Here is a 22,430-nt window from a genome sequence, read left to right on the forward strand (position 1 = left end):
GGCATCTACTCGACTGGAGCAGATGCCTTTCGTTTGGTTTTACAAAAAAAAGTATGTCTTATCCTAAAGCCGTTACAATTTTTGCGACTTGTCGATCGGCGGTCATCTCCGAAAGTGGCATCCATCTCACTCCGGTCAGAACTTGGTTTCCCTCCGGACGCTCTGGATCATATCCCAAAATCGGTTCGCGTGAATCGATCTGTCTGACTAAAAAGCAGATCTCTTGTCCGTTTGCGTGAGTTTCTGAGTAAAGCGGTTTGATGATGCGGATGGCGAGATTCACTTCCTCTTGCATCTCCCGGATGACCGCTTGTTCGAAGGTTTCATGTTCCTCGAGACCCCCTCCGGGTAATGTCCAGAAACTTCGATCGTTTGTTTCAAGACGAACCATCAAAATCCTACCGTTCTCAATTAAGGCTGCACAGGCACGATGGCGCAACGTTTTTCCTCCTCTGATGGGCATGATATCTTCAGTCTACAAAAAAGAGACCTCATCCGCTAGGACAGGTCTCTCGTTTCATTACTTAGTTCGTCGCATACAACGTTGATAATTGTTGTTGGACAGAGTCATTGTTGAGGTATTCATCATACGTCGTTTCTTTGTCGACGATACCGTTTGGCGTCAATTCGATGATCCGGTTTGCGATTGTTTCAACAAACTGATGGTCATGCGAGCTGAAGAGCATTGCGCCTTTATAAGCGATCAAGCCATCGTTGAGGGCTGTGATCGATTCAAGATCCAAGTGATTCGTCGGATCGTCGAGAACAAGCACGTTTGAGCCGCTGAGCATCGCTTTTGATAACATACAACGGACTTTCTCTCCCCCAGATAAAACAGACGCTTTTTTCATGACTTCTTCGCCTGAGAAGAGCATCCGACCGAGGAAACCACGGAGGAACGTGTCGCTCTCATCGGCTGGCGAATACTGACGTAACCAGTCGAGGATTGTTTTGTCCGATCCTTCGAAGAAGGCCGAGTTATCTTTTGGCAAGTACGATTGTGACGTCGTAACGCCCCATTTGAAAGTCCCGCTGTCTGCTTCGATTTCACCCATGAGGATTTTAAAGAGTGTCGTGATGGCAATGTCATTTTGGCTGATAAAGACGACTTTATCCGTTTTGTTTAATGAGAAACGAACATTATCCAGTACTTTGACGCCATCGATTGTCTTCGAAATGCCATCAACAATCAACAGATCGTTTCCGATTTCACGTTCCGGTGTGAAGCCGACGAACGGATAACGGCGTGAAGACGGACGGATGTCGTCGAGTGTGATCTTATCAAGCAATTTCTTCCGTGATGTCGCTTGTTTCGCTTTTGAGGCGTTCGAACTGAAACGGGCGATAAAGGCTTGAAGTTCTTTGATTTTCTCTTCTTTTTTCTTGTTTTGGTCGCCTGCCATACGTGAAGCGAGCTGACTTGACTCATACCAGAAATCATAGTTTCCGATGTAGAGTTGGATTTTTCCGTAGTCGAGATCGGCCATGTGCGTACAGACGTTGTTGAGGAAGTGACGGTCGTGGGAAATGACGATGACCGTGTTCTCAAATCCGATCAAGAATTCTTCGAGCCATTTAACGGCTTTCAAGTCAAGACCATTGGTCGGCTCATCGAGTAACAGGATATCCGGCTTACCGAACAAAGCTTGTGCAAGCAAGACTTTGACCTTTTCGCCACCCGTCAATTCAGCCATTGTTTTCGTATGCAGGTTTTCTTTGATTCCGAGACCTTGTAAAAGCATCGCCGCTTCCGACTCTGCTTCCCACCCGTTCATTTCCGCGAACTCACCTTCGAGTTCAGCGGCACGCATGCCGTCTTCATCCGAGAAGTTTTCTTTCATATAAATGGCATCTTTTTCTTTCATGACTTCATAAAGACGTTTATGTCCCATCATGACCGTTTCGATGACTTGGAACTCTTCGTATTCGTAATGGTTCTGACGCAGGACACCAAGACGTTCGCCCGGAGTGATGATGACGTCTCCTTGCTGCGCTTCGATATCGCCGGCAAGAATTTTAAGGAACGTTGATTTACCGGCACCGTTTGCACCGATGAGACCGTAGCAGTTACCTGGTGTGAACTTGATGTTGACGTCTTCGAATAATTTGCGGTCCGCAAAGCGGAGACCGACGTTTTGTACTGTAATCATATAGAGATGAACCCTCGTTTCTAGTGTGTGATGTGCTGTTACGAGTGTACCACAAAATGATACGCTTCGTTTCAAGGACAAAGTTCTTTACATCTTAGACCGGATTGCGAAAATTAGCAACCATGCTTTTAATCAAAATGAAACATTTTCCAGTCTGAAGCGTAAGATGAAGTAAGGAGTTGACAAAGGAGGAGGACGGCATGGCAGCACTTTTCACATTATTATTTTTTGCACTCATCGTCTTGCTAGCCATTGAACTGTACAAGTACATCCAAGACAAAATTGATAAAGGGGATTCTAAATGAGAGAAATCAAACCAAAAAAACGCATCCGCCCATCGATGATCATCGCAGGGGTGATCGTTGTTGCCCTTCTTGCGATGACACCATTCATCGTCGAACAAATCGAACCGGGTCAAGTCGGTGTCGTCTATAAGCCATCGAGTGGTGTGCAAGATGAGACGTTGTCACAAGGCTGGCATATCGTTTCACCGATTACGCGCGTAACCGAGTATCCGATCCGGACACAGACAAAATCACTCGACAACATGACACTGGCGACAAAAGACGGGAAAAATATCGTCGTCGACTTTACGTACAGCTTTTCGGTATCACCTGATCAAGTGACGGAAGTCTTTAATAAATTTGGTCCGATTGAAATCGATGAGATTGCTGCGGGTTATTTAAAGCAACGTCTCTATGATGCCTCGCGTGAGCAAATTTCAAAAGTCACGGTCCTTGAGCTGTTCGGAGAACAGTCCGGAAATGTCTCGACAAGCATTCAGACACAGTTCGCCCAGGATGTGAAAAAGATTGGATTCATCATCGAAGACGTCGCACTCGGAGCACCGAAACCAGATGCGAAGACGCAGGAAGCCATCGATGCACGGGTCAAGGCCTCACAAGAATTAGATAAAAAGAAAACAGACCTGGCAATCGCGAAAGCGGAAGCAGAACGGTTGCGGGTAGAAGCAAAAGGTGCGGCAGATGCCCGGTTGATTGAAGCACAAGGACTCGCCAAAGCCCAAAAAGAATTACAGAAGACGTTGACGGAAGAGATGATTCAGTACGAAGCCGTCAAGAAGTGGGACGGAAAATCACCGCTTGTCAGCGGATCAGGCAGCATGGTGCAATTGCCGCTTCCAGACCAACAAACAACAACAGAAGAAAAGTAAGGGAAGTATACGTCTTTCGATGGAAAGGCGTATTTTTCTTGCTGAAATTTTAATTCAAACTGTAATTCTGGAAAAGTAAAATAAAGTAAAAAAATGAGCAATCGATACGTAAAATCATATTTCAAGAAAAAAATCTCTAAAGTACATTTTTGGAATACCCATTAATTGGTTTAATTACCTGTTTTAAAGGAAATTATCGATAATATGAGTAGGTCTAATGAAATAGGTCAATGGGAGGGAAAGAGAGGCATGTATAAAAACCGTTCTCCGAATCTCATCATAATCATAATTTTTCTCTATTCTCTCGTGATGCCGGTCGACACAAGCCGGGCAATCACAAATCAGACTGAATCAGAAGAACCGTTAACGATTGAAGTCTGTAAAAAATTATTAGAAGAAATCGAGGTCGAGACGAACTCGCTCGATGATCCGGTTCTTTTGGAAAAAAAGAAAGCGTGCGAAATCTTGATCGAACAAACGGAACCGGAGATAACAAACGAAGAAGAGGAAGCGTCAACGCCCGATACGGAATCTCCGGAAGAACCAAATGAAAATGAAGTAATCTTACCACCTGATTCAAAAAAAGATGAACCGGTGGTCCCTTCCACACCTGAGAGCGACATCCCGATGACCCCAGAATCACCCACACCTGAGAGCGATATTCCAGCATCCAAGGAAGATATTCCAAAGCATTCTAATGAGTCTGATTTACCTGAACCTCCTGCTTCTGAAAATGAAGAATCTCCGATTGCTGAACCTTCGTCGTCAGAAGATCAATTGAACGAAGAGCAGAATCAACTTCCCTCAGAAGACACGGAATCGTCGCTGGAAGAACTACCAGTCGCGGAAGCACCTAAAAAAGAGACACCATCCCAGCGACCAGTTGTTTCGCCTCGTCTTGCAGGTGTCGCGTTATTAGGAAACTCGAGTTTAAGCGCTACGTACAATGCGACAACACAGACAATTGAACTCGTTAACACGGTGTCGAGTCTTTTAAATGTCAATCTAACCAGTGGCTATATGATCTTTCGATTGCCACCAGAAGTGATGCAAAGTATTGAGACGGACTCGATTCAACTCCAGTATCGATACAGCGGATTATTAGGAATCGGCACACGAACGGTCGATGTTGTACCGGTGATTGATCGGACAAACAATCAAATCTACGCTGACGTGAGCTCCTTACTAAAGCTGTCTGTATTAAGCAGCGATCGCTTCACATTATCGTTTAAAGTCGGCAAACTACCGGTTGGTCTGGATAAAATCTATACCTTCAACAGTGCATTGACCGATGGTTTGATTGATTTAAATGTATTAAGTGGTAACACAGCGACGGCAACACTCGGAATCGGACCAACGTTTCGCCTGACCGTACCGCCGACGCTTGATTTTGGCAGTCATGAGTTGACGGGGCGGGAAACCATCATCGCCCGCCTCGCACCAATGACCATTTCAATTGCACACGAAAATGCGACTGGGTACAACTGGCGATTGCAAGCGAGTCTGACGCGTCCGATGACCAGTACGGAAGGCGATATATTGGAGGATGTCTTGTATTTCAAGATATCCACTCAAAAACAGCTGTTGCAAGCAACAGAGATTGAAGTCGCAACCGGACAAATGACAGCGAACCAAAATCAATCACCACTCGTCTATGCCAAAGAGGAAGGAATTATTCTCGATCTGACAGGAAAACAGGCTACACCTTCAACGTACAGTGCAGATATTCAATGGAATTTGATCAATGCGCCTTAAAAAGAGGGGGAAACTGAGATGAGAAAAAAATTTGTTGTGACATCGGTATTGATGAGTGCTGCTTTACTGCTTGGGACAACTTCCGCGTTTGCGGCTACGACATCGACCGGAAACTCGCAGGCGACGATTACTTTCACGACCGATAAAGCTCCTGTCATCGTTGATCCGGAAACACCAGATCCGGCAGATCCATATGATCCAACTGGCGACGGAGGAAACGAGCCGACAGGTAATACGGGTCCTCTTACGCTTGACTATGCACCGGATTTCAATTTTGGTTCGCATGAAGCGCTTGCGACCAATTCAGCAGTGTATCAAGCACTGGATGAAAAACCATTTTTGCAAGTGACCGATCGACGCGCGATTCGTTCACAGTGGGATGTGAACGTAAAGCTTGGGGCATTTCAAAACTCCGAAACCTCTGAGGAATCATTGGCGGGGACGAAGCTGTCCATCAAAAACGGGATTGTTAAATCAGTCATTGGATTGACGGGTGTTCCGGCTCCGACAACCCAAGACATTGAATTAACCGCAGGTGCAACAGATGGAACCACGATTTTATCCTCAGCTGCCGGTACGTTCTCGACCTGGCTGGTGTACTGGCCAAAAGCATTGGAACAACAAGAACCTCGCATCTCATTAAACGTTCCGATTAATACACAAGTTAAAGGAACACACACGGCTACCCTTGAGTGGGTACTCTCTGACGTCGTGAATTGATGTGAGATGAAGGGGGGATAGAGATGAAGCAATGGGGAATCAGCGGTCTTGCCGTCATATTGTATCTGTTGTTCAGTGCAGGTAGTTCGTCTTTTGTCAAAGCAGATGCACCTGTTAATTTTTCGATTGAAGCGGTACCGAACGATTTTCAAGTCGACTCGGGTGTCACGTACTTTGATTTACGAATGGCGGGCAATCAAAAAACGGATGTCCGGGTTCGGATTTACAATCATGGTTCGGACGATCAAACATTTTTGACATCCGTTCGCAACGCGACGACGAATGGGAACGGATTAATCGTCTATGAGCAAAAAAAACCGCTTCCGCTTGCTCCTGTTTCCTTAACGGAAATGATTCGACCGGCTACGAAATCGACCTTCATCAAAGGTGGCGAATCGAAGATTGTTTCCTTACCCCTGCAAATTCCAAATGAATTGACGGGAACCGTTCTGGCAGGGATCCGAGTCGAAAAAAAATTCGACGAAAACGAAACAAAAGAAGATACAATTGGGATTCAAAACCGACATGCCTATATTATCGGATTGAAGGTCCGTTCCGAGATTAAAGACGTCTCTCCTGAATTGACGTATGAAGGGATTCAAACCAAATCCTACCTGACACGCCCCAACGTTTTGGTGAAGCTTGCGAACCAAGCCGCGACGATTACGAAACCGATGAAATTTGAAGCGGTCATTTCGAAAAATAAAAAGGTCGTCGTTCGAAAAGAAATGGACGTTCGCTTTGCACCGTCGACCTATATGACAGTGCCGATTGAGACAATGGGGATTTTAAAAGCCGGCACGTACCAAGTGGCGATTCGCGTCGAGGGAAAAGAACGGACATGGACATGGAACGATGAATTTAAGGTGACGGAAAAACAAGTTAAACAAATGGAAGAGAAGATGCCAAAAATCGAAAAGAATCCGAACTCCTTGATCGGAGAATGGTCAAAGGAATTAATGATTGCCTCGACCTTGATTATTTTTCTGCTACTCGGATACATTTATCGTTTAAAGAAGCAACAGCATTCTTCATGAAAAAAAGCAGGTTCTCATGTCGAGAATCTGCTTTTCTTGAGTGATCTTATTTCGAAGACTGAGCGAATCGTTCCGCAATCGCAACCACAACTTCGGTTGCCTTCACCATATTGTCGACGGAAATGAATTCAAACTTTCCGTGGTAGTTTTCACCGCCCGTGAAGATGTTCGGTGTCGGAAGTCCCATGTAAGAGAGCTGAGAGCCGTCTGTCCCGCCACGAATCGGTTTGATGATTGGTGTGACACCACGTGATTCCATCGCCGCATGGGCGATATCAACGATTTCCATGTGTGGTTCGATTTTTTCACGCATGTTGTAGTATTGATCATTTAGTTTGATTTCGACACTGCCTGTCCCGTATTTCTTGTTCCATTCTTCAACCAAAGCCGTCAGGAAGTGTTTCCGGGCTTCGAATTTAGAACGGTCAAAATCACGGACGATGTAATGGACCGTCGTTTTTTCGACCGATCCTTCAAACGAAATCAAATGGTAGAATCCTTCGAAACCATCCGTAAATTCAGGAGCTTCGTCACCCGGTAACCGGTTTTGGAAAGCCATCGCGTGTTTTTGCGAATTGATCATCTTGTCTTTCGCCGTCCCTGGGTGGACGTTCGTGCCATGGAAAACGATTTCTGCCGCAGCGGCGTTAAAGCTTTCATATTCGAGTTCGCCGAGTGGACCACCGTCAACTGTATACGCAAACTTTGCATCAAAGGCCGCGACATCAAAATGGTGCGGACCACGACCGATTTCTTCATCCGGTGTAAAAGCGACACGGATCCGACCGTGTTTGATTTCCGGATGGGTGATAAGGTGATGCATCGCGGTCATGATTTCGGCGATGCCGGCTTTATTATCTGCACCAAGCAAAGTTGTCCCGTCTGTCGTCATCAGTGTATGTCCGACATAGTTTTTCAGGGCCGGGAAATCCTTTGGTGACAGGATGACAGGGAGCGTCGCGTTGAGGACCAAGTCTTCGCCATCATAATCTTCGACGATTTGCGGATTGACGTTTGTTCCCGTAAAGTCAGTTGCCGTATCGAGATGGGCTAAAAATCCAATCGTTGGAACGTCGGCGTCCGTGTTTGAAGGGAGCGTCGCCATGACATATCCGTTGGCATCGACGGTCACATCACTCATCCCAATTTCCTTCAGCTCGTCAACGAGGAGTCGAGCAAGCGTCCATTGTCCTTCGGTGGTCGGGACGGTTGTGCTGGCGTAGTTCGACTGGGTATCGATTTTTGCATATGTAGTCAAACGACGAATCAAATCATGTTTCAAGAAAAAAACGTCCTTTCTGAGTTAAGGTAACTTCATCATATCATGAAGCGAGAATGTTAGAGTATTCTGAATCATGGTGAACTACTCACCACGTATTTGCTTCGCAAATTGAAGTGGGAGCTTCTTGGGAAGATCGTACTTTTACTAGCTACGGTTATTTACCAAGCTCATCGGGTGGTTCCCACCCTGAAGGGTTTTCAGTCTGCTAACAGCAACAAGTTGATACTCGCATTAATATCTCTGTCATGATGAGCGCCACAAGTACACGTCCATTCGCGTACATCGATCGTTTTCTTCTCACCTTTTACTCCACAAGAAGAACAGATTTGAGTAGAGGCGTACCATTGGTCCACTTTGATTAGTGTTCGTCCGTAGAATGTGCATTTGTATTCCAGCTGTCGGACGAACGCATACCAACTGACGTCTCCAATCGATTTGGCGATCTTATGGTTCTTCATCATGTTCTTCGACTTCAGTGTCTCGACGACGATGACTTGGTTATCGTCAACGATCCGTTTCGACAGCTTATGAAGAAAATCTTGACGTTGATGTGCAATCTTTTCATGCTTCTTGGCTAGGATCATCCTCGCCTTGGCTCGGTTCTTACTTCCGATTTTCTTGCGTGACAAGGCGCGTTGCGCCTTCTTGATTTTCTCTTCGGACTTTCGAAGAAAACGAGGATTGTCAACTTTCTCAGAAACACGCTCATCATTTGTCATGATGGCGAAGTGCTCCAGACCAAGGTCGATTCCTACTTTATTCTTGGCCGGAACCCATTGCTCTTCGGATTGATCGACAAGGATCGAGATGAAGAATTTCTTTGTCTTCGTCATCGAGACCGTCGCGGACTTGATGACACCATCAAACGGACGATGTTGTTTCAACTTCACAAAACCGATTTTAGGCAGTTTCACCTTCCGATCTTGGATGCGGATGCTTCCCTTCAGATTGTTGGTCGTGTAAGAGGCTCGGTCGTTATGCTTTGATTTGAATTTCGGAAATCCGACAGACTGATCCCGAAAAAAGTTTTGGTACGCCCTGTTCAAGTCCATCTGAGCGTTCGCAAGGGAAAGACTGTCGACTTCTTTGAGGAAAGGGAATTCAGGCTTGTACTTCGCTGGGGTTGGGAGCTTTTGCTTTGCGCCAGGGTTGAGCTTCGAGTCTTCATACAGTCGAATCCGCTCTTCGAGCATCTTATTGTAGACGAAACGGACACAACCGAACGTCTTCATAAAATATTCTCGTTGTGGTTTCGTCGGATAAAGTCGAAACTTATACGCCTTCAGCAAAGTGATCACTCCTTCCCTTGTTTTTCGATATAGTGTCTGATGACGTCGCTTGTCGCACCTCCGGTCGTCACTAGACAATAATTTCGAGACCAAAACATTTCTTTCCATAGTTGTTTCTTGACATGCGGAAAGTCTCGTTTGATCAGTCGGCTGCTTGCACTCTTGTAAGCGTTCAGAAACTTTGACATCTCCGTATTCGGGTGTGCTTTGAACAGCACATGGATATGATCGCCGTCATGAGTCCACTCGTTCAGCGTGATATGATACGACGCGCCGATTCGTTCGAATGTCTGTCTCGCGAACTCCGAGATGGCGTCATCGATCACTTTTCGTCTGTATTTCACGACGAGGACAAGATGATAATTCAGAAGGAAGACTGAATGTTTATTTGTATCCATTTTCATTAATATATCAGTCCTTTTGATGAGTTATACTGATTTTATCAAATAATTGCATTCTTACCAAGACGAGCGATTCATCTCCCACCTACGCTTGGCTTCGCCCCGGTATGCTTAGAGGTGGGAGAATTCTCGCTAAATTTAGTTAAACTGATGATGAAAAAAAGGGGGATTTAAAATGAAAGCATTTGTCGTCGAACAATACGGGAAAAACGCTGCGCTGACAGAAAAAGACGTCACACTCGATCAAACGGGGAACTACGATTTAAAGATCAAAGTTGAGGGGACGAGCCTGAATCCACTGGACACAAAAATGTTTTTTGGTCATGTGGCGGCAGCTCCGTCAACTGGAATTCTCCAGGGCGATGTTACGGGGATAGTCATTGAAACTGGAAAGAGTGTGACGTCTTTTTCCATCGGCGATCACGTCATTGCCTTTGGTGGTGGACTCGGAAACCGGTCCGGGGCATTGGCAGAGGAAATGCTGGTTCCAGAACAGATGGCGGTCCACAGACCGGAACATCTTGACGTTGCGACTGCAGGGTGTTTGCCGGTCATCAGTCTGACAGCGATGGAAGTATTGAAGGAACGGGCAGCCGTTTACCCGGGGATGCGATTGTATGTAGCTGGTGGAACAGGTGGTGTCGGACATCTTGTCGGACAACTCGCCAAACACTATGGGTGTGACGTGACGGCAAGTGCGGCAAATGATGAAAAAGCAACGTGGCTGGACGAGCATGGGATTCGTCCACACCGTTACCGGGAAGAATCGGCCGAACAACTTTTAAAACGTCTTGGTCATGACGGATTTGATGTCATCATCGATACGGTCGGAGGAGATCATTTGCAAGAGTCCTTCATCCTCGCAAAAGAACGCGGCAAAATCATCTCTATCGCGACGCGGACGACACAAGATTTGACGCCGATGCACAGTAAGGCACTAACGCTCGAAGCCGTCTTTGTTGCTCTTCCATTGCTGAAAGGGAAAGAGGAAGAGATGTTACAGCAAAAAAAGCACTTGGCAGAAGTCGCGCAACTCGTAGCGGATGGAGTCATTGATCTTGTGATCGAAGAGCACGTGCCTTGGCAGATCGATGCATTGAACGCTGCCTATCAAACTTTTGATTTACGGTCGCATTTTGGAAAAGTAAGTATCACTAAATGAGTAGTTATTTTTCCTAAAAGTAATGATTCGCTATTCAGTATGCTTTTCCTTTTAATCCCAAAAAAATTCTGCTGATGAAAAAACCATCAGCAGAATCGTTGGATTATTGATTATTTACGGCGGACTAAAACCGATTTTAACGTGACTTCTTTTAAAGAAGGGTGTTCCGGAAAATCAGGTAACGACGTACTTTCCCAAACGATGTCGTACGTTTGGCGAAGCTTTTTGAAGGCTTGGTCGACCATCTTCATAAACCGAACTTGATCAAACAGCGGACAATCCGTCGTCACGAGCAACAACCCGCCACGATGCGTCATATGAATCGTCTGTTGAATCAATGCCGTCAAATCAACTTCGGCCCGGAAATGACGTGCCTGTGTTTTGACGAGCGCCGGTGGATGAACGATGACAAAGTCAAAGCGTGTTTTTTTGTCCGCTTGATCGATGTAATCAAACGCATCTTGCACAAGAATCGTTTGTGTCGCCGGATCCAGTTGATGCAGCTCGAGTTGTTCGATTGTCTTATTGCGGCTCCGGGTCGAGAAATCGACACTCGTTGTTTCAGTCGCACCACCGAGCAACGCCGAGGCGGTCAACGTACCGGTATCCGAAAAGAGATTCAGGACACGTCGGTCTGCGGCATGTTCTTTGACGATCGAACGGAGCTCGCGTTGCTGGATATCGAGTCCGGTGCGCATACCGGCGTCCAAATGGTACAACAACGGTCGACCGTTTTCTTGCAGGACTTCCGGGAAGTCACCACGTTCACCGGCTAAGAAGTCATCCCCTTTGACAGGTTGACCGTCAATCTGGAAAGCCCGTTTTTCGTAGATACTTTTAAAATGAATGAGTGACTCAAGAGCCGAGACGATATCCTGCTTAAAGGAATAGATGCCTTCGTTCTCAAACGTGATTAAGTAATGATGATCAAAACAATCGATCGTCAGTCCACCGATGCCGTCGCCGGAACCGTTGAAGACCCGGAACGTATCAATCAAATCATTTTCAAAAAAATCATTTCGACGATCGAGGGCAACCTCGATTTTTTCTTTGAAGAAAGCTTCATCGATGTCTTGCAGTTCATCGGTTGAAAGTAACCAGCCAAGACCTTTTTCCTGCTTGCCAAAGTAACCGGTCGCAAGGTATTCTTTATCTTCTGTTGTCAGCCGGAGCAAGGCACCGGCTTCTTTTAGATGATTGCTCTTTTGAAACAGTTCTTTGTACAGAAGCGGTTGTCCGTTTGTAATTTGTTCGATGGCCGTCGTTTTAACGACGACCGGATAAATTTCACGTGGCACATAAGTTCCTCATTTCTAGTTGTGGATAAGTTCAGTTATTATACCATAGGCGAAGTTATCCACATGTGGATAATTTGTTTTTCAGTTAGCTTACGCTTTAAATGCTTTAACTGTTGATAACTTTATTTTAAATAGTTCATGAGTAAAAAAAGTTGAAATTATTTAAGCTACCTCTATCTAAAAACAGTGCTGGCCTTTTTTACAAAAGTCCTTTATAGTAAAGACAGGTACTCTAACCATGAGGTGAAAACAATGAAAATTAACAAGCGTGGAAGAGGAAAGTTCAAGCCTCTTAGTAATTACGAAAATAGTGATATAAAAAATATCTTATTCGAAAAAATTTATGAAGAAACAAATTTAATCATTGAAAATAATGAAGAAGAAAGTTTCTTTAATACAATTAAGCGTTCAACTGATTCACATAGTGTAATCAGTCTCTTTTCGGGAGCTGGCGGTCTCGACTTAGGTCTTGAATTAGCTAGTTTAGTAAGCCTTCACGGAGAAGAGGCAGTTACGAAATCATTTAATTCTAAGGAAGAATTTAAAAAACTTATTGATAAAGGAACAGTAACAGAAACGATTTATTCTAACGATATCTTTAGAGAGTCTGCTATTACCTATAAAACAAATTTCCCTAATCAAGTGATCCAAGATTCACGTGATATTAGAAATATTAAGTACTTTCCAGACTGTGATTTAATACTCGGAGGGTTTCCTTGCCCAGGTTTTAGTTCTGCCGGTCCACGTTTAATTGATGATGAACGAAACTTTTTATATATTCATTTCATTCGAGCAATTATTCAAGCAAGTCCTAAGGTATTTGTCGCAGAAAACGTGAAAGGATTATTAACGCTTGGAAAAGGTGAAGTTGCAAAACAAATTATGGAAGATTTTGCTTCCGCAGGTTATAAGATTAAGTATCAGTTAGTAAATGCACGAGACTACGGTGTACCGCAATTACGCGAGCGTGTTTTTATTGTAGGAGTTCGGCAAGATGTAGATTTTGACTACAAATTTCCTGAACCGACACACGGTCCTTCTAGAGAAAATGAATATGTTACATTAGAAAATGCTATTTCAGATTTACCTGTAAATCCTTTAGATGTGTATAGTGGAGGATTTTCTTCCATGTACTTGTCAAGAAATCGAAAAAAAGATTGGACCGATCAAGCTTTTACGATTCAAGCATCAGGTAGACAGGCTCAACTTTGGCCGGGCGGAGAAAAAATGCTGAAAGTCGGTATTGATGAATGGAAGTTGATTGGGGAGAATCGGAGATTAAGTGTTAGGGAATCTGCACGAATTCAGACATTCCCAGATTGGTGGGAATTTCACGATGGTGAAAATATGAACACACAATTGAACAATCGTTTAGATAAGCAGTATAAACAGATCGGAAATGCAGTTCCTGTATTACTCGCACTTCGTATCCTTCAACCAATCACTGACTGGTTAAAGACTGAAGAAGTTATTAAAAATAATACAGAAAAACAACTTGAGCTATTTTAAAAGACAGGTGATTACTTCAGTATACCAATGAAGTATCACCTGTTTTTTACTTTATCAATCGTTCGCAAGATAATTTTAAGGAAGACCAACCATGGGAAGCACCAGAACTAAACTTAACACGAAGGCGAATTTCTTCTTGACCGGACATCCAAGATAGACGTGTTGTAGTCGAACTGGTTTGTTGTACTTCAACGGGTCCTTTTACCTGCAAATAGGAATGAATGCTACACATATTTTGTTGATAAAAAGAAATGACAGAAGTGTTCGTTCCAATCATGTTTCTTAGACCTGATTCTAATGAAGTTTGACTGGCTTTTTTTAAATGCTCAGTAATTTTATGAGATACGATTGAGAGTACTTCTTTCCTAGTCAACAGATCCGACTGATATTTTTCTTTGATTCGAGCAATATATAGTTGCATGTCATCATAAATATCAAAGTAATGATAGGATAAAATACTACCAACTCCAGGATTTTTGAGTGTCATCATCGAATTCCTCTTTTTCAAAGCTTTTAATGATAAAGGGATTTCAATATACGTATTTTTATGATTGATTGTAAAAATAACATCTGCGGTTTCGAGTTTATTTGATACATAACTATCCGCTACAAGTTGGACTTGCTGAATCGTGTAAAACTCTCCAAAACGCTCTTTTAGAAACACTGAAAGTGAATGATAAGTAGTTTCCGAACAAGTAATCAATTGTTCAAGCATTTCACTATTTAAATTTCCATAATGTTTTTCAAATGTACTGTGTATAATTTCAGCATCAACTATATTTATTGATGGATTTTTCTTGATGAACCGATAGATTAAGAGTGCTTCGTTACATCTACCAATTGCATTACTATTATTTGATGCAGGAACGTATGTATGACTATCTAATATATCTTCAAATGTATTTAAAAACTGATTGTTTATGCTCTCAAATTGTTGAGGGAGCTGCTCTGTTAAATGGATAGAAGAGGATAGTTTAGTTGCTAACTTGATTGACGAAGATAAAGAAGATTCAAATTTAAAACGTAATTCTAATTCAAAATCATCAATATAAATATAGATTGAAGAAGTGTTTTTCTTTAATAGATAAATGTTGTGAAATGATTTAAGTGTTTGTTGCTGCATTTCAACATGAATTGATTTATTAATATCTTGAATCGAGAGCACTTTGTACTCTTCAATGAGTGAGAGCTCCTTAAAACCATTAAAAATGAGAGTGTGGTTCGTGTTCAATAACTTAAGCAAAATGGAATAGCACTGATCACGAATACTTTCTAAAATCATTTTGCGATACTGTTTAGATTCTAGTTGATTTAGTTGTAGGAGACTCACTTGTTTTTTTAGATCCCGCTCCGATAAATAAAGATGCGGTAGGTTTTTTTGATCAAGAATGTATCGGTATAAACGTTCACGTTCTTGATCAATAATGGAGTTTAACTGAATTTGTGCTTCAGGAAGGTTAAAGTATTTGTCTAGAAATGACTTTGCACCTGGATTTTTTGGTTGAATACTTCCTGTTTTTTTTAGTGAAAACAGATGAATGGGTATGATTCGATCGTTTTGATAAAGATAAAGATCAGCACGATGATCGAAGTTAGAAAACTCGAATTTGGATTGAACATCGGTTAAACCAGGAAATTGTGTAAATAAAAAATGTGCGGTCATCCAGCTTGGATCGTTTGTAGATGGATTACTCGAACTATTTTGGATTAAATGTTTTAAGTAAAGTGACACTTGCTTAGTATGTGTATCACCAGATGTTTTTTGTGTTTGGCCCACGAATAGTTTTCCTCCAATGTACTAAGAAAGTAGGTGAACGCTGTATGACACAGCAAAAAAATGTTCAATTAATAAAAAAACTAGTGAAAGAATGGTTGGAAGTCTTTGCTATTACAAATAACATACCATTATTAAAAGAAGGTGACCGTTTAATTTTAAATGAGAAAAAAATTGGTATTAGAGGATCTAAAGGTGGAGTCTCAACTAACCGTTTCGGAATACGTGAAACGAAAGAAAGTGATTATGACTATTTAATTTTTAGTGTGTCTGAACTAGAATTTCCCCAAACGATCAATGAATTGCAATTTGTATTATTGGAGCGTTCAAAACTAGTAGATTTAAAAAAGATTCTTGGAACATCTGATAAATCTTTTAAAATGGATAATCACTATAAATTTATAAACTTTGAAGAATTTAAAAGTGACTTTCAAAATAATATTCAAGAAAATATGGAATACTTCGTTGATGAAGTAGAACAACTAAATTCTTTTATCGAAGAACAGATGGCTACTTACGCTAGCGAATCATACGATGAAGGTACAAAGAAAATGATGAATCATTATATGTTAGAAAGAAACTCAACAGTAGTAAGAAAAGCGAAGGAAAAATTTGAAGAAATAAACGGTCGTTTGTTTTGTGAAATTTGTCATTTTGACTATTTTAGAGTTTACGGATCTCTGGGGAGCAGATATATCGAAGCGCATCATAAAAATCCTTTAGGTTTGAATGGTCAAACAACAACTAAAATAGAGGATCTAGCACTTTTATGTGCTAATTGCCACCGGATGATACATAGAATAATGAAAATCCAACCGGATGGTACGTATGAAACCTGGAAGGTAGTGTTACAAAAAGAAATCAATAATTAACAAAAACAGTAAGCTGAATTTTAAGAGTTCAGCTTACTGTTTTATTAAACGAGGAAGTATAAAGTAATCTTTAACCTGCCAACTCCACAACCGCTTCTAACGAAACGTTCACGTTACCCGCCAGTGCCCGGGTAATCATACACGAGCCTTCCGCTTTTTCGGCAAGACGGCGTGCTTTTGTCAGGTTCGCTTCTGTTGTGTCCGCCGGAAGAATCAATGTCGGTCGATGAATGATGGCGTCATAGGTGAAGACCCCATTCGTGACGTCGACGATTCCTTCCGATTCCATCGTCAGGGACACTTTCGGAATGTTGTTGCGTTCGAGCATCGCGGCCAGCGTAATGATGTAACATGTCGCTGCCGCCCCCAGCAACATTTCGTCCGGATTGGTTCCGACACCGGGACCGTCCATCGCGTCCGGAATCGAAATTTTCGTTTTCAGTTCACCTGTCTCGATCTGTCCGATATCATTCCGATTGCCGGGCCAGTCGGCTGTGAGATGAAAATGGTGTTTCATGAATAATCGCCTCCTTCTTTATTTATCATACGAGTCATTCGTCCGATTTTCGCTTAATTTGCTCAAACAAAACCACGCCAAGTCAAAATGGCGTGGTTTTGTTGGGTCAGCTAAAGATGTGATCGATTTGGCGGATTTCCTCTTCCGTCAATTCCACATCAAGTGTCCGGATTGTATCCGTGACTTGCTCAGCCCGTTTCGCACCTGGAATGATGGCATCAATACCGTCTTGTGCCAAATACCACGCGAGGACGATATGGGCTACTTCGGCATCTTTCGCTTCCGCGATCGGACGTAATAAGTCGACTTTCGCCAAGTTGTCTTTAAATACATCCTCTTGGAACAACGGATCATTTTTCCGAAGATCATCAAATTTCGTTTCGGCATCGTATTTTCCGGCAAGCAGACCGGCTGCGAGCGGGAAGTACGGGACAAACGAAATGCCGTGTTCCCGGATGTACGGAAGAATCTCTTTTTCGGCATCGCGCTTAAAGAGGTTGTACTCTCCTTGATAGACATCGATATGACCGTCTTTGTTCGCTTCTTTTAATTGTTCGAGTGAGAAGTTCGAAACCCCGATTGCCCGGATTTTTCCTTCGGCTTTCAACTCGGCAAGTGCGGCGACCGCTTCGTCTTTTGGCGTCTGTTCGTCCGGGAAATGAATATAATAGAGGTCGATATAGTCTGTTCGCAGACGTTTTAAGCTGTCCTCGACCGATTGTTTTAAAAATTCAGGTGAGTTGTTCATGACAACATCTCCGTCGACCAGTTGGTGCGCCCCTTTTGTCGCAAGAATGACCTCTTCACGCTCCACCGTTTCACTCCAGACTTCTCCGACCAGTTCTTCTGAACGTTCCGGTCCGTAAATGTAGGCGGTATCCAAAAAGTTGATTCCGTTCATCAAGGCGACGCGGACAAGATCCCGACCTGCCTGTTCATCGAGGTTCGGGTAGAGGTTATGTCCTCCAACCGCGTTGGTCCCAAGACCGATTGGATTGACCGTTAAATTAGATTTTCCGAGTTTGACTGATTTTTTCATCATTGACTCCTCCTTAAACGATATCGAGTGGTTCTTTTTTCGTAGGTGCCGGGAACGCTTCGTCGAGTGCAGCCAATTCTTCTTCACTTAAATCGACCAAAGCGGCTTTTCCGTTTTCCTCCACATGCTGCGCTTGTCCGGCTTTTGGAATCGCGATGACGTCACCGCTTCGGATGGCCCAGGCAAGCAGGATTTGTGCCGGTTTGACGCCGTGTTCTTCGGCGAGGCGTTCGACAGTCGGATGGTCCAGCAACTGATCCCGTAAACTGCCGCCTTCAGCAAGCGGACAATACGCCATCACCGGTATCCCGTGTTGTTTGAGAAGCGGCATCAGCTCGTACTCAATTCCGCGTGAACCGAGATGGTACAGCACTTGATTGACGGCGCATTGATCGCCTTGATCGAGCGAAAGAAGTTCTTTCATATCTTTGACATCAAAGTTTGAGACGCCCCAACGGCGAATTTTCCCTTCGGCTTTTAACTGTTCCAGTCCATCGATTGTTTCCTGTAGCGGAATACTGCCACGCCAGTGCAATAAATAAAGATCGAGATAGTCGGTGCCGAGGTTTTCGAGTGTCCGCTCGCAGGCGGTGCGTAACTTTTCCCCCCCGGCATTATGCGGGTAGACTTTCGAGACGAGAAACACTTCGTCGCGTCGCTCTTTGAGCACCTCGCGAATCAACTGTTCGGATGCACCTTCCCCGTACATTTCCGCGGTATCAATCAGTTCCATCCCGCTGTCGAGCCCGACATGCAACGCTTCGATTTCAGCCTGACGCTTCGTTTGATCTTCACCCATGCGCCATGTTCCTTGACCGAGTGCGCGTACGTGAGTCTGATCCGGAAGCGTGACGGTTTGTTGCTTCAGTGCTGCAAGTATGACGGTCCGTTCTGTCTCATTCATCTTTTTTCCTCCTTTTAAAAAACACAATAGTAGGGTTTACCACTGATGTGGCAGAAAAAAACGTCTGCTTTCCAGTGGACGGAAAGCAGACGTGGCTACCAGTGTTCAAATAACGGTCCTTGTTTTCCATAAACGGGATCTGTTTGCGGTCGTTCGACCTGAGCAATCCGTTCCAGGTTCGCCGGGCGTTCGCACGGATCGCCCGTCAAAGTATCGTAATCCTGACCGTTTGGATACGCCCCGATGACTTTAAATTGTCGGCTGGTGTGCAGCGCCTTATGTCCCGTACCGGCAGGAAGAACGACGACATCACCGGCCGTCAGAGTAAAGGTTTTTCCGAGTGGTCCACCGAGTTGGATGCTGGCATGTCCTTCAAGAATACCGATGACTTCATGAGCGACGCTGTGATAATGATGGAAATCAAAAATGCCGTCGACCCAGCTATTCTGCCAATTGTGCGAATGAAAGGTGTCTTCGATGGAAGACGGATCGTCAAAGACATGACGATAAATCAGAACAGGTAGATCTGGGTTGTTTGGAATCTCGCCATCATCATCGAAATAAAAAATCTCGACCGTCATTTGAATGGACTCCTCTCTGATGTCAAAATGATACATTTTTTTACCCGAAATATAACTTCTTTAATCGTACAAGCATCTTAATGGAGAATCGAAAGGGAAGATGCTACTATACTTAAGTTAATGAAATTTTAGAGGAGGCTTTCCAATGATCGCCATTGAAGCAAAATTAGAAGTACAACCTGCAAAACGCCAAGAATTTTTAGAAGCGACGAAAACACTGATCGAAGGATCACGTATGGAAGCAGGCAATATCAGTTATGATCTCTTTCAAAGCATCGAAGACGAAAATGTCTTCATGATGATTGAGAAATGGGAAGACCAAGCAGCAATCGAATCACACAACACAAGTGCGCATTTCGGTCAGTTCGTAGCATTTGCTCAAACAGCGCTTGCGAAACCGTTAGATGTTCAATCTTTCAACGCCTAAGCAGAGAACGTCGTAAAACCTGACAATTGTCAGGTTTTTTTGTGGTTTCTGATGAGGAAAAACCAGTGAATAATATATTACAAAAAAATTAAATGACGAAATACTCTGTTATTTTTTCCATAAATAGGGCATTATCTCTTAAGAGAGTAAAATTTTAAAAGTAGGTCAGGAGGCAAACGAATGAACGAACAGAAACCACAGACAGACGCTTCTGCCCGGTCTTTCTTCAAGATGCCTCACACATATGCTATCATCATGGGAATTTTATTGATTGCAGTCATCTTGACGTATACATTACCGGCAGGACAGTTCGATCGGGAAAAACAGGACGGACAAACCGTTGTCATTGACGGGACGTATCGTGCGGTCGAGTCGGCTCCAGTCAACTTGTTTGGTTTGTTTGAAGCCATCCCGAAAGGAATGGAAGCAGGCGCTGCCATCATTTTCTACATCTTCTTGGTCGGTGGCGTCTTCGGAATCATCCGACAGACCGGGGCAATCGAGTCCGGCATCAATCAATTGATCAACCGATTTGGTCAGAAGGGACACATCATGATTCCGATGACGATGTTCGTCTTTTCGGTCGCCGGCGCAACGATCGGAATGGCGGAAGAAACGATCATCTTTGTTCCGATCGGCATTATGTTAGCACGTGCACTTGGATATGATGCGATGACGGGTGCCGCCATCGTCAGTCTCGGAGCAGCAGTCGGCTTTGCCGGCGGGATGTTGAATCCCTTTACGGTCGGTGTCGCGCAATCCATTGCCGAAGTGCCTCTGTTTAGTGGACTCGGTTATCGGACGGCAGTCTATCTTGTCTTTTTAGTCGTCACGATTCTGTATGTGATGAATTATGCGCAAAAAGTTAAAAAAGATCCGACGAAAAGTCTGGTTCATGATCTGGAACAACACCGCAAAGAAGAGACGACGACAACCTTTTCACGGTTCTCGAAAAAACATCTGTTTGTGCTGGTCGTATTGGTTGGCGGCATTACACTGAATGTCATCGGGATCTTCGAATGGGGCTGGTATTTGACGGAACTGACGGCATCATTCCTGATCATCGGTCTCCTTGCCGGAATTGTGACGATGGGAGTCAACCGGACGTTTGAGAGTTTGATTGACGGAGCGAAAGCGGTTACGTTTGGTGCTTTGATTGTCGGGTTCGCCCGGGCGATCGTCGTCATCTTAGAGGACGGTCGTGTCATCGATACCGTGATCTACGGTTTATCGAACGCCGTCGGACAGTTACCGACATCACTTGCTGTCATCGGTATGTATATCGTCCAACTGATTACGAACTTCTTTATTCCCTCAGGAAGTGGACAAGCGGCAACGACGATGCCGATCATGGCACCACTCGCTGATCTGCTCGGGATCGAGCGTCAGGTTGCCGTACTAGCCTTCCAGTACGGAGATGGATTGACGAATATGATTTTTCCGACAAGTGCCCACTTGATGGCGTTTCTAGCGATTGCCGGCATTCCTTATGAAAAGTGGTTACGGTTTGTCTGGAAATTGTTTGCGATTTGGATTTCGCTCGCCTGTGGTGCTCTTCTGCTCGCTGTTGTATTAGGGATTCAATGAAGCTTCACCTTCCGTTCGAAAGGGACGGAAGGTTTTTTGTGTGCAGGAAACGGGAATCCCTACGACGAACGGATAGTTATGACAATCAAGGGGGATTTTAGAACATGACATATTCAATCGTTGGGTATTGTGAAAAGGAACAAGCTTGGGGTGTAGCGGTTCAATCTAAATTTTTAGCGGTCGGCAGTGCGGTTCCGTTTGCGAAGGCCGGTGTAGGTGCGATTGCGACACAATCCTTTGCGAATACAGCCTACGGACCAGACGGGCTGCGGATGATTACGGAAGGCAAGTCGGCGGATGAAGTCTTGAAACGTCTGACGGAAGCGGACGAAGGGCGAGCGGATCGCCAGGTCGGAATCGTGGATGCCTCCGGTAAAAGTGCGACGTTCACAGGTGAAGGGTGCAACGACTGGGCGGGCGGAATCGCCGGGAAACACTTCGCGGCGCAAGGCAACATTTTAGTTGACGGCAACACAGTCAAGGAGATGGCTCGTGTGTTCGAGACGACGGAAGGACCGCTCGCGGAACGACTATTACGCGCACTGGCAGCCGGTCAAGCAGCGGGAGGGGATTCGCGGGGGATGCAGTCAGCCGCTTTGTTGGTCGTCAAAGAAGGTGGCGGATATGGTGGATTCAACGACCGGTACATCGATCTGCGGGTCGACGATCACACGAGTCCGATTCAGGAACTGGAACGGATTTATCAATTGCATACGCTCTATCTACAGCCAAGTAAACCGGAAGAAATCAAACCGATTGACGATGCGCTGGAGTCAGAAGTGATGGATAAGTTGCTCGAACTCGGCTACCGCGGTTCGTTCGACGAAGCATTCCGGACGTATTTGCATACCGAAAACTTCGAGATGCGGGAACAAAAAGACCGGTCGATTGATACCCGGGTCTTAGCATACCTTCGGGCCCAATAATATAAATAAGGCTGACTCGACACGCG

General features: G+C 44.3%; 21 protein-coding genes. 10 read left to right on the plus strand and 11 right to left on the minus strand.

What is annotated here, in order from left to right:
- Positions 1–58: 58 nt before the first annotated feature.
- Both P397_RS17530 and P397_RS0101600 read right to left on the minus strand, forming a co-directional pair.
- On the minus strand, positions 59–439 hold the full coding sequence (locus P397_RS17530) for an NUDIX domain-containing protein (protein ID WP_051523856.1): 381 nt from the start codon (positions 437–439) through the stop codon (positions 59–61).
- An 85-nt stretch (positions 440–524) separates the two neighbouring features.
- Positions 525–2,150 carry an ABC-F family ATP-binding cassette domain-containing protein gene (locus P397_RS0101600; RefSeq protein WP_026831669.1) on the minus strand — a complete coding sequence of 542 codons (1,626 nt, stop codon included), beginning with the start codon at positions 2,148–2,150 and terminating at the stop codon, positions 525–527.
- A 301-nt stretch (positions 2,151–2,451) separates the two neighbouring features.
- Here P397_RS0101600 and P397_RS0101610 point away from each other — a divergent pair, with 301 nt between their 5' ends.
- The 4 genes from P397_RS0101610 (at position 2,452) to P397_RS0101625 (ending at position 6,836) form a co-directional block, all read left to right on the plus strand.
- The gene (locus P397_RS0101610; RefSeq protein ID WP_035414000.1) at positions 2,452–3,324 is read left to right on the plus strand and encodes a prohibitin family protein; all 873 of its coding nucleotides are present in this window, start codon (positions 2,452–2,454) and stop codon (positions 3,322–3,324) included.
- Between the two features lie 249 nt (positions 3,325–3,573).
- Entirely contained in the window at positions 3,574–5,079 is a 1,506-nt protein-coding gene (locus P397_RS0101615; RefSeq protein WP_028105409.1) for a hypothetical protein, read from the plus strand.
- A gap of 18 nt (positions 5,080–5,097) precedes the next feature.
- On the plus strand, positions 5,098–5,799 hold the full coding sequence (locus P397_RS17535; RefSeq protein ID WP_051523858.1) for a WxL domain-containing protein: 702 nt from the start codon (positions 5,098–5,100) through the stop codon (positions 5,797–5,799).
- 23 nt (positions 5,800–5,822) lie between these two features.
- A complete protein-coding gene (locus P397_RS0101625) occupies positions 5,823–6,836 on the plus strand; it encodes a DUF916 and DUF3324 domain-containing protein (protein WP_028105410.1) in 1,014 nt (337 codons plus the stop codon).
- A gap of 46 nt (positions 6,837–6,882) precedes the next feature.
- Here P397_RS0101625 and pepT read toward each other — a convergent pair whose 3' ends face one another.
- From pepT to tnpA, 3 genes are all read right to left on the minus strand, one after another.
- Positions 6,883–8,118 (minus strand): peptidase T, encoded by a 1,236-nt coding sequence (pepT, locus tag P397_RS0101630; protein WP_028105411.1) that lies wholly within the window; start codon positions 8,116–8,118, stop codon positions 6,883–6,885.
- A 197-nt stretch (positions 8,119–8,315) separates the two neighbouring features.
- Positions 8,316–9,407, minus strand: a complete 1,092-nt coding sequence (tnpB, locus tag P397_RS0101635) for an IS200/IS605 family element RNA-guided endonuclease TnpB (RefSeq protein WP_028105412.1) — start codon at positions 9,405–9,407, stop codon at positions 8,316–8,318.
- A 5-nt stretch (positions 9,408–9,412) separates the two neighbouring features.
- Positions 9,413–9,811 (minus strand): IS200/IS605 family transposase, encoded by a 399-nt coding sequence (tnpA, locus tag P397_RS0101640; RefSeq protein WP_028105413.1) that lies wholly within the window; start codon positions 9,809–9,811, stop codon positions 9,413–9,415.
- A 172-nt stretch (positions 9,812–9,983) separates the two neighbouring features.
- Between tnpA and P397_RS0101645 the strand changes: the two genes are divergently transcribed.
- A complete protein-coding gene (locus P397_RS0101645) occupies positions 9,984–10,970 on the plus strand; it encodes a zinc-binding dehydrogenase (protein WP_028105414.1) in 987 nt (328 codons plus the stop codon).
- A 110-nt stretch (positions 10,971–11,080) separates the two neighbouring features.
- On the opposite strand, the gene P397_RS0101650 is transcribed toward P397_RS0101645, so the two are convergent.
- Positions 11,081–12,268: a class I SAM-dependent rRNA methyltransferase gene (locus tag P397_RS0101650; RefSeq protein WP_028105415.1), complete on the minus strand. Its 1,188-nt coding sequence runs from the start codon at positions 12,266–12,268 to the stop codon at positions 11,081–11,083.
- Positions 12,269–12,520: 252 nt separating this feature from the next.
- On the opposite strand from P397_RS0101650, the gene P397_RS17030 reads away from it, so the two are divergent.
- Positions 12,521–13,777, plus strand: coding sequence for a DNA cytosine methyltransferase (locus P397_RS17030; RefSeq protein WP_035414001.1), 1,257 nt, complete (start codon positions 12,521–12,523; stop codon positions 13,775–13,777).
- Between the two features lie 46 nt (positions 13,778–13,823).
- Here P397_RS17030 and P397_RS0101660 read toward each other — a convergent pair whose 3' ends face one another.
- A complete protein-coding gene (locus tag P397_RS0101660) occupies positions 13,824–15,554 on the minus strand; it encodes a hypothetical protein (protein ID WP_028105416.1) in 1,731 nt (576 codons plus the stop codon).
- Between the two features lie 44 nt (positions 15,555–15,598).
- Here P397_RS0101660 and P397_RS17540 point away from each other — a divergent pair, with 44 nt between their 5' ends.
- Positions 15,599–16,423: an HNH endonuclease gene (locus tag P397_RS17540; protein ID WP_051523859.1), complete on the plus strand. Its 825-nt coding sequence runs from the start codon at positions 15,599–15,601 to the stop codon at positions 16,421–16,423.
- A 70-nt stretch (positions 16,424–16,493) separates the two neighbouring features.
- Here P397_RS17540 and P397_RS0101670 read toward each other — a convergent pair whose 3' ends face one another.
- The 4 genes from P397_RS0101670 to P397_RS0101685 form a co-directional block, all read right to left on the minus strand.
- Complete coding sequence (locus P397_RS0101670) at positions 16,494–16,940, minus strand: OsmC family protein (protein WP_028105417.1); 447 nt, start codon at positions 16,938–16,940, stop codon at positions 16,494–16,496.
- A 106-nt stretch (positions 16,941–17,046) separates the two neighbouring features.
- Positions 17,047–17,979 carry an aldo/keto reductase gene (locus P397_RS0101675; protein ID WP_028105418.1) on the minus strand — a complete coding sequence of 311 codons (933 nt, stop codon included), beginning with the start codon at positions 17,977–17,979 and terminating at the stop codon, positions 17,047–17,049.
- A gap of 13 nt (positions 17,980–17,992) precedes the next feature.
- Positions 17,993–18,883, minus strand: a complete 891-nt coding sequence (locus P397_RS0101680) for an aldo/keto reductase (RefSeq protein ID WP_028105419.1) — start codon at positions 18,881–18,883, stop codon at positions 17,993–17,995.
- 95 nt (positions 18,884–18,978) lie between these two features.
- A complete protein-coding gene (locus tag P397_RS0101685; protein WP_026831679.1) occupies positions 18,979–19,464 on the minus strand; it encodes a cupin domain-containing protein in 486 nt (161 codons plus the stop codon).
- 145 nt (positions 19,465–19,609) lie between these two features.
- On the opposite strand from P397_RS0101685, the gene P397_RS0101690 reads away from it, so the two are divergent.
- The 3 genes from P397_RS0101690 to P397_RS0101700 all read left to right on the plus strand — a co-directional run bounded on the left by P397_RS0101690 (position 19,610) and on the right by P397_RS0101700 (position 22,404).
- Entirely contained in the window at positions 19,610–19,891 is a 282-nt protein-coding gene (locus tag P397_RS0101690; RefSeq protein WP_026830437.1) for a putative quinol monooxygenase, read from the plus strand.
- Positions 19,892–20,071: 180 nt separating this feature from the next.
- Positions 20,072–21,478 carry a YfcC family protein gene (locus tag P397_RS0101695; protein WP_028105420.1) on the plus strand — a complete coding sequence of 469 codons (1,407 nt, stop codon included), beginning with the start codon at positions 20,072–20,074 and terminating at the stop codon, positions 21,476–21,478.
- 104 nt (positions 21,479–21,582) lie between these two features.
- Entirely contained in the window at positions 21,583–22,404 is an 822-nt protein-coding gene (locus tag P397_RS0101700; RefSeq protein ID WP_026831681.1) for a DUF1028 domain-containing protein, read from the plus strand.
- Positions 22,405–22,430: the final 26 nt, after the last annotated feature.

The sequence above is a fragment of the Exiguobacterium undae DSM 14481 genome (assembly GCF_000620805.1).
Taxonomy (GTDB): Bacteria; Bacillota; Bacilli; order Exiguobacteriales; family Exiguobacteriaceae; genus Exiguobacterium_A; species Exiguobacterium_A undae.

Coding starts and splice junctions, on each gene's coding strand:
- P397_RS0101600 (WP_026831669.1), bottom strand. CDS start 2,150: ATGATTACAGTACAAAACGTCGGTCTCCGCTTTGCGGACCGCAAATTA.
- P397_RS0101610 (WP_035414000.1), top strand. CDS start 2,452: ATGAGAGAAATCAAACCAAAAAAACGCATCCGCCCATCGATGATCATC.
- P397_RS0101615 (WP_028105409.1), top strand. CDS start 3,574: ATGTATAAAAACCGTTCTCCGAATCTCATCATAATCATAATTTTTCTC.
- P397_RS17535 (WP_051523858.1), top strand. CDS start 5,098: ATGAGAAAAAAATTTGTTGTGACATCGGTATTGATGAGTGCTGCTTTA.
- P397_RS0101625 (WP_028105410.1), top strand. CDS start 5,823: ATGAAGCAATGGGGAATCAGCGGTCTTGCCGTCATATTGTATCTGTTG.
- tnpA (WP_028105413.1), bottom strand. CDS start 9,811: ATGAAAATGGATACAAATAAACATTCAGTCTTCCTTCTGAATTATCAT.
- P397_RS0101645 (WP_028105414.1), top strand. CDS start 9,984: ATGAAAGCATTTGTCGTCGAACAATACGGGAAAAACGCTGCGCTGACA.
- P397_RS17030 (WP_035414001.1), top strand. CDS start 12,521: ATGAAAATTAACAAGCGTGGAAGAGGAAAGTTCAAGCCTCTTAGTAAT.
- P397_RS17540 (WP_051523859.1), top strand. CDS start 15,599: ATGACACAGCAAAAAAATGTTCAATTAATAAAAAAACTAGTGAAAGAA.
- P397_RS0101670 (WP_028105417.1), bottom strand. CDS start 16,940: ATGAAACACCATTTTCATCTCACAGCCGACTGGCCCGGCAATCGGAAT.
- P397_RS0101675 (WP_028105418.1), bottom strand. CDS start 17,979: ATGAAAAAATCAGTCAAACTCGGAAAATCTAATTTAACGGTCAATCCA.
- P397_RS0101680 (WP_028105419.1), bottom strand. CDS start 18,883: ATGAATGAGACAGAACGGACCGTCATACTTGCAGCACTGAAGCAACAA.
- P397_RS0101685 (WP_026831679.1), bottom strand. CDS start 19,464: ATGACGGTCGAGATTTTTTATTTCGATGATGATGGCGAGATTCCAAAC.
- P397_RS0101690 (WP_026830437.1), top strand. CDS start 19,610: ATGATCGCCATTGAAGCAAAATTAGAAGTACAACCTGCAAAACGCCAA.
- P397_RS0101695 (WP_028105420.1), top strand. CDS start 20,072: ATGAACGAACAGAAACCACAGACAGACGCTTCTGCCCGGTCTTTCTTC.
- P397_RS0101700 (WP_026831681.1), top strand. CDS start 21,583: ATGACATATTCAATCGTTGGGTATTGTGAAAAGGAACAAGCTTGGGGT.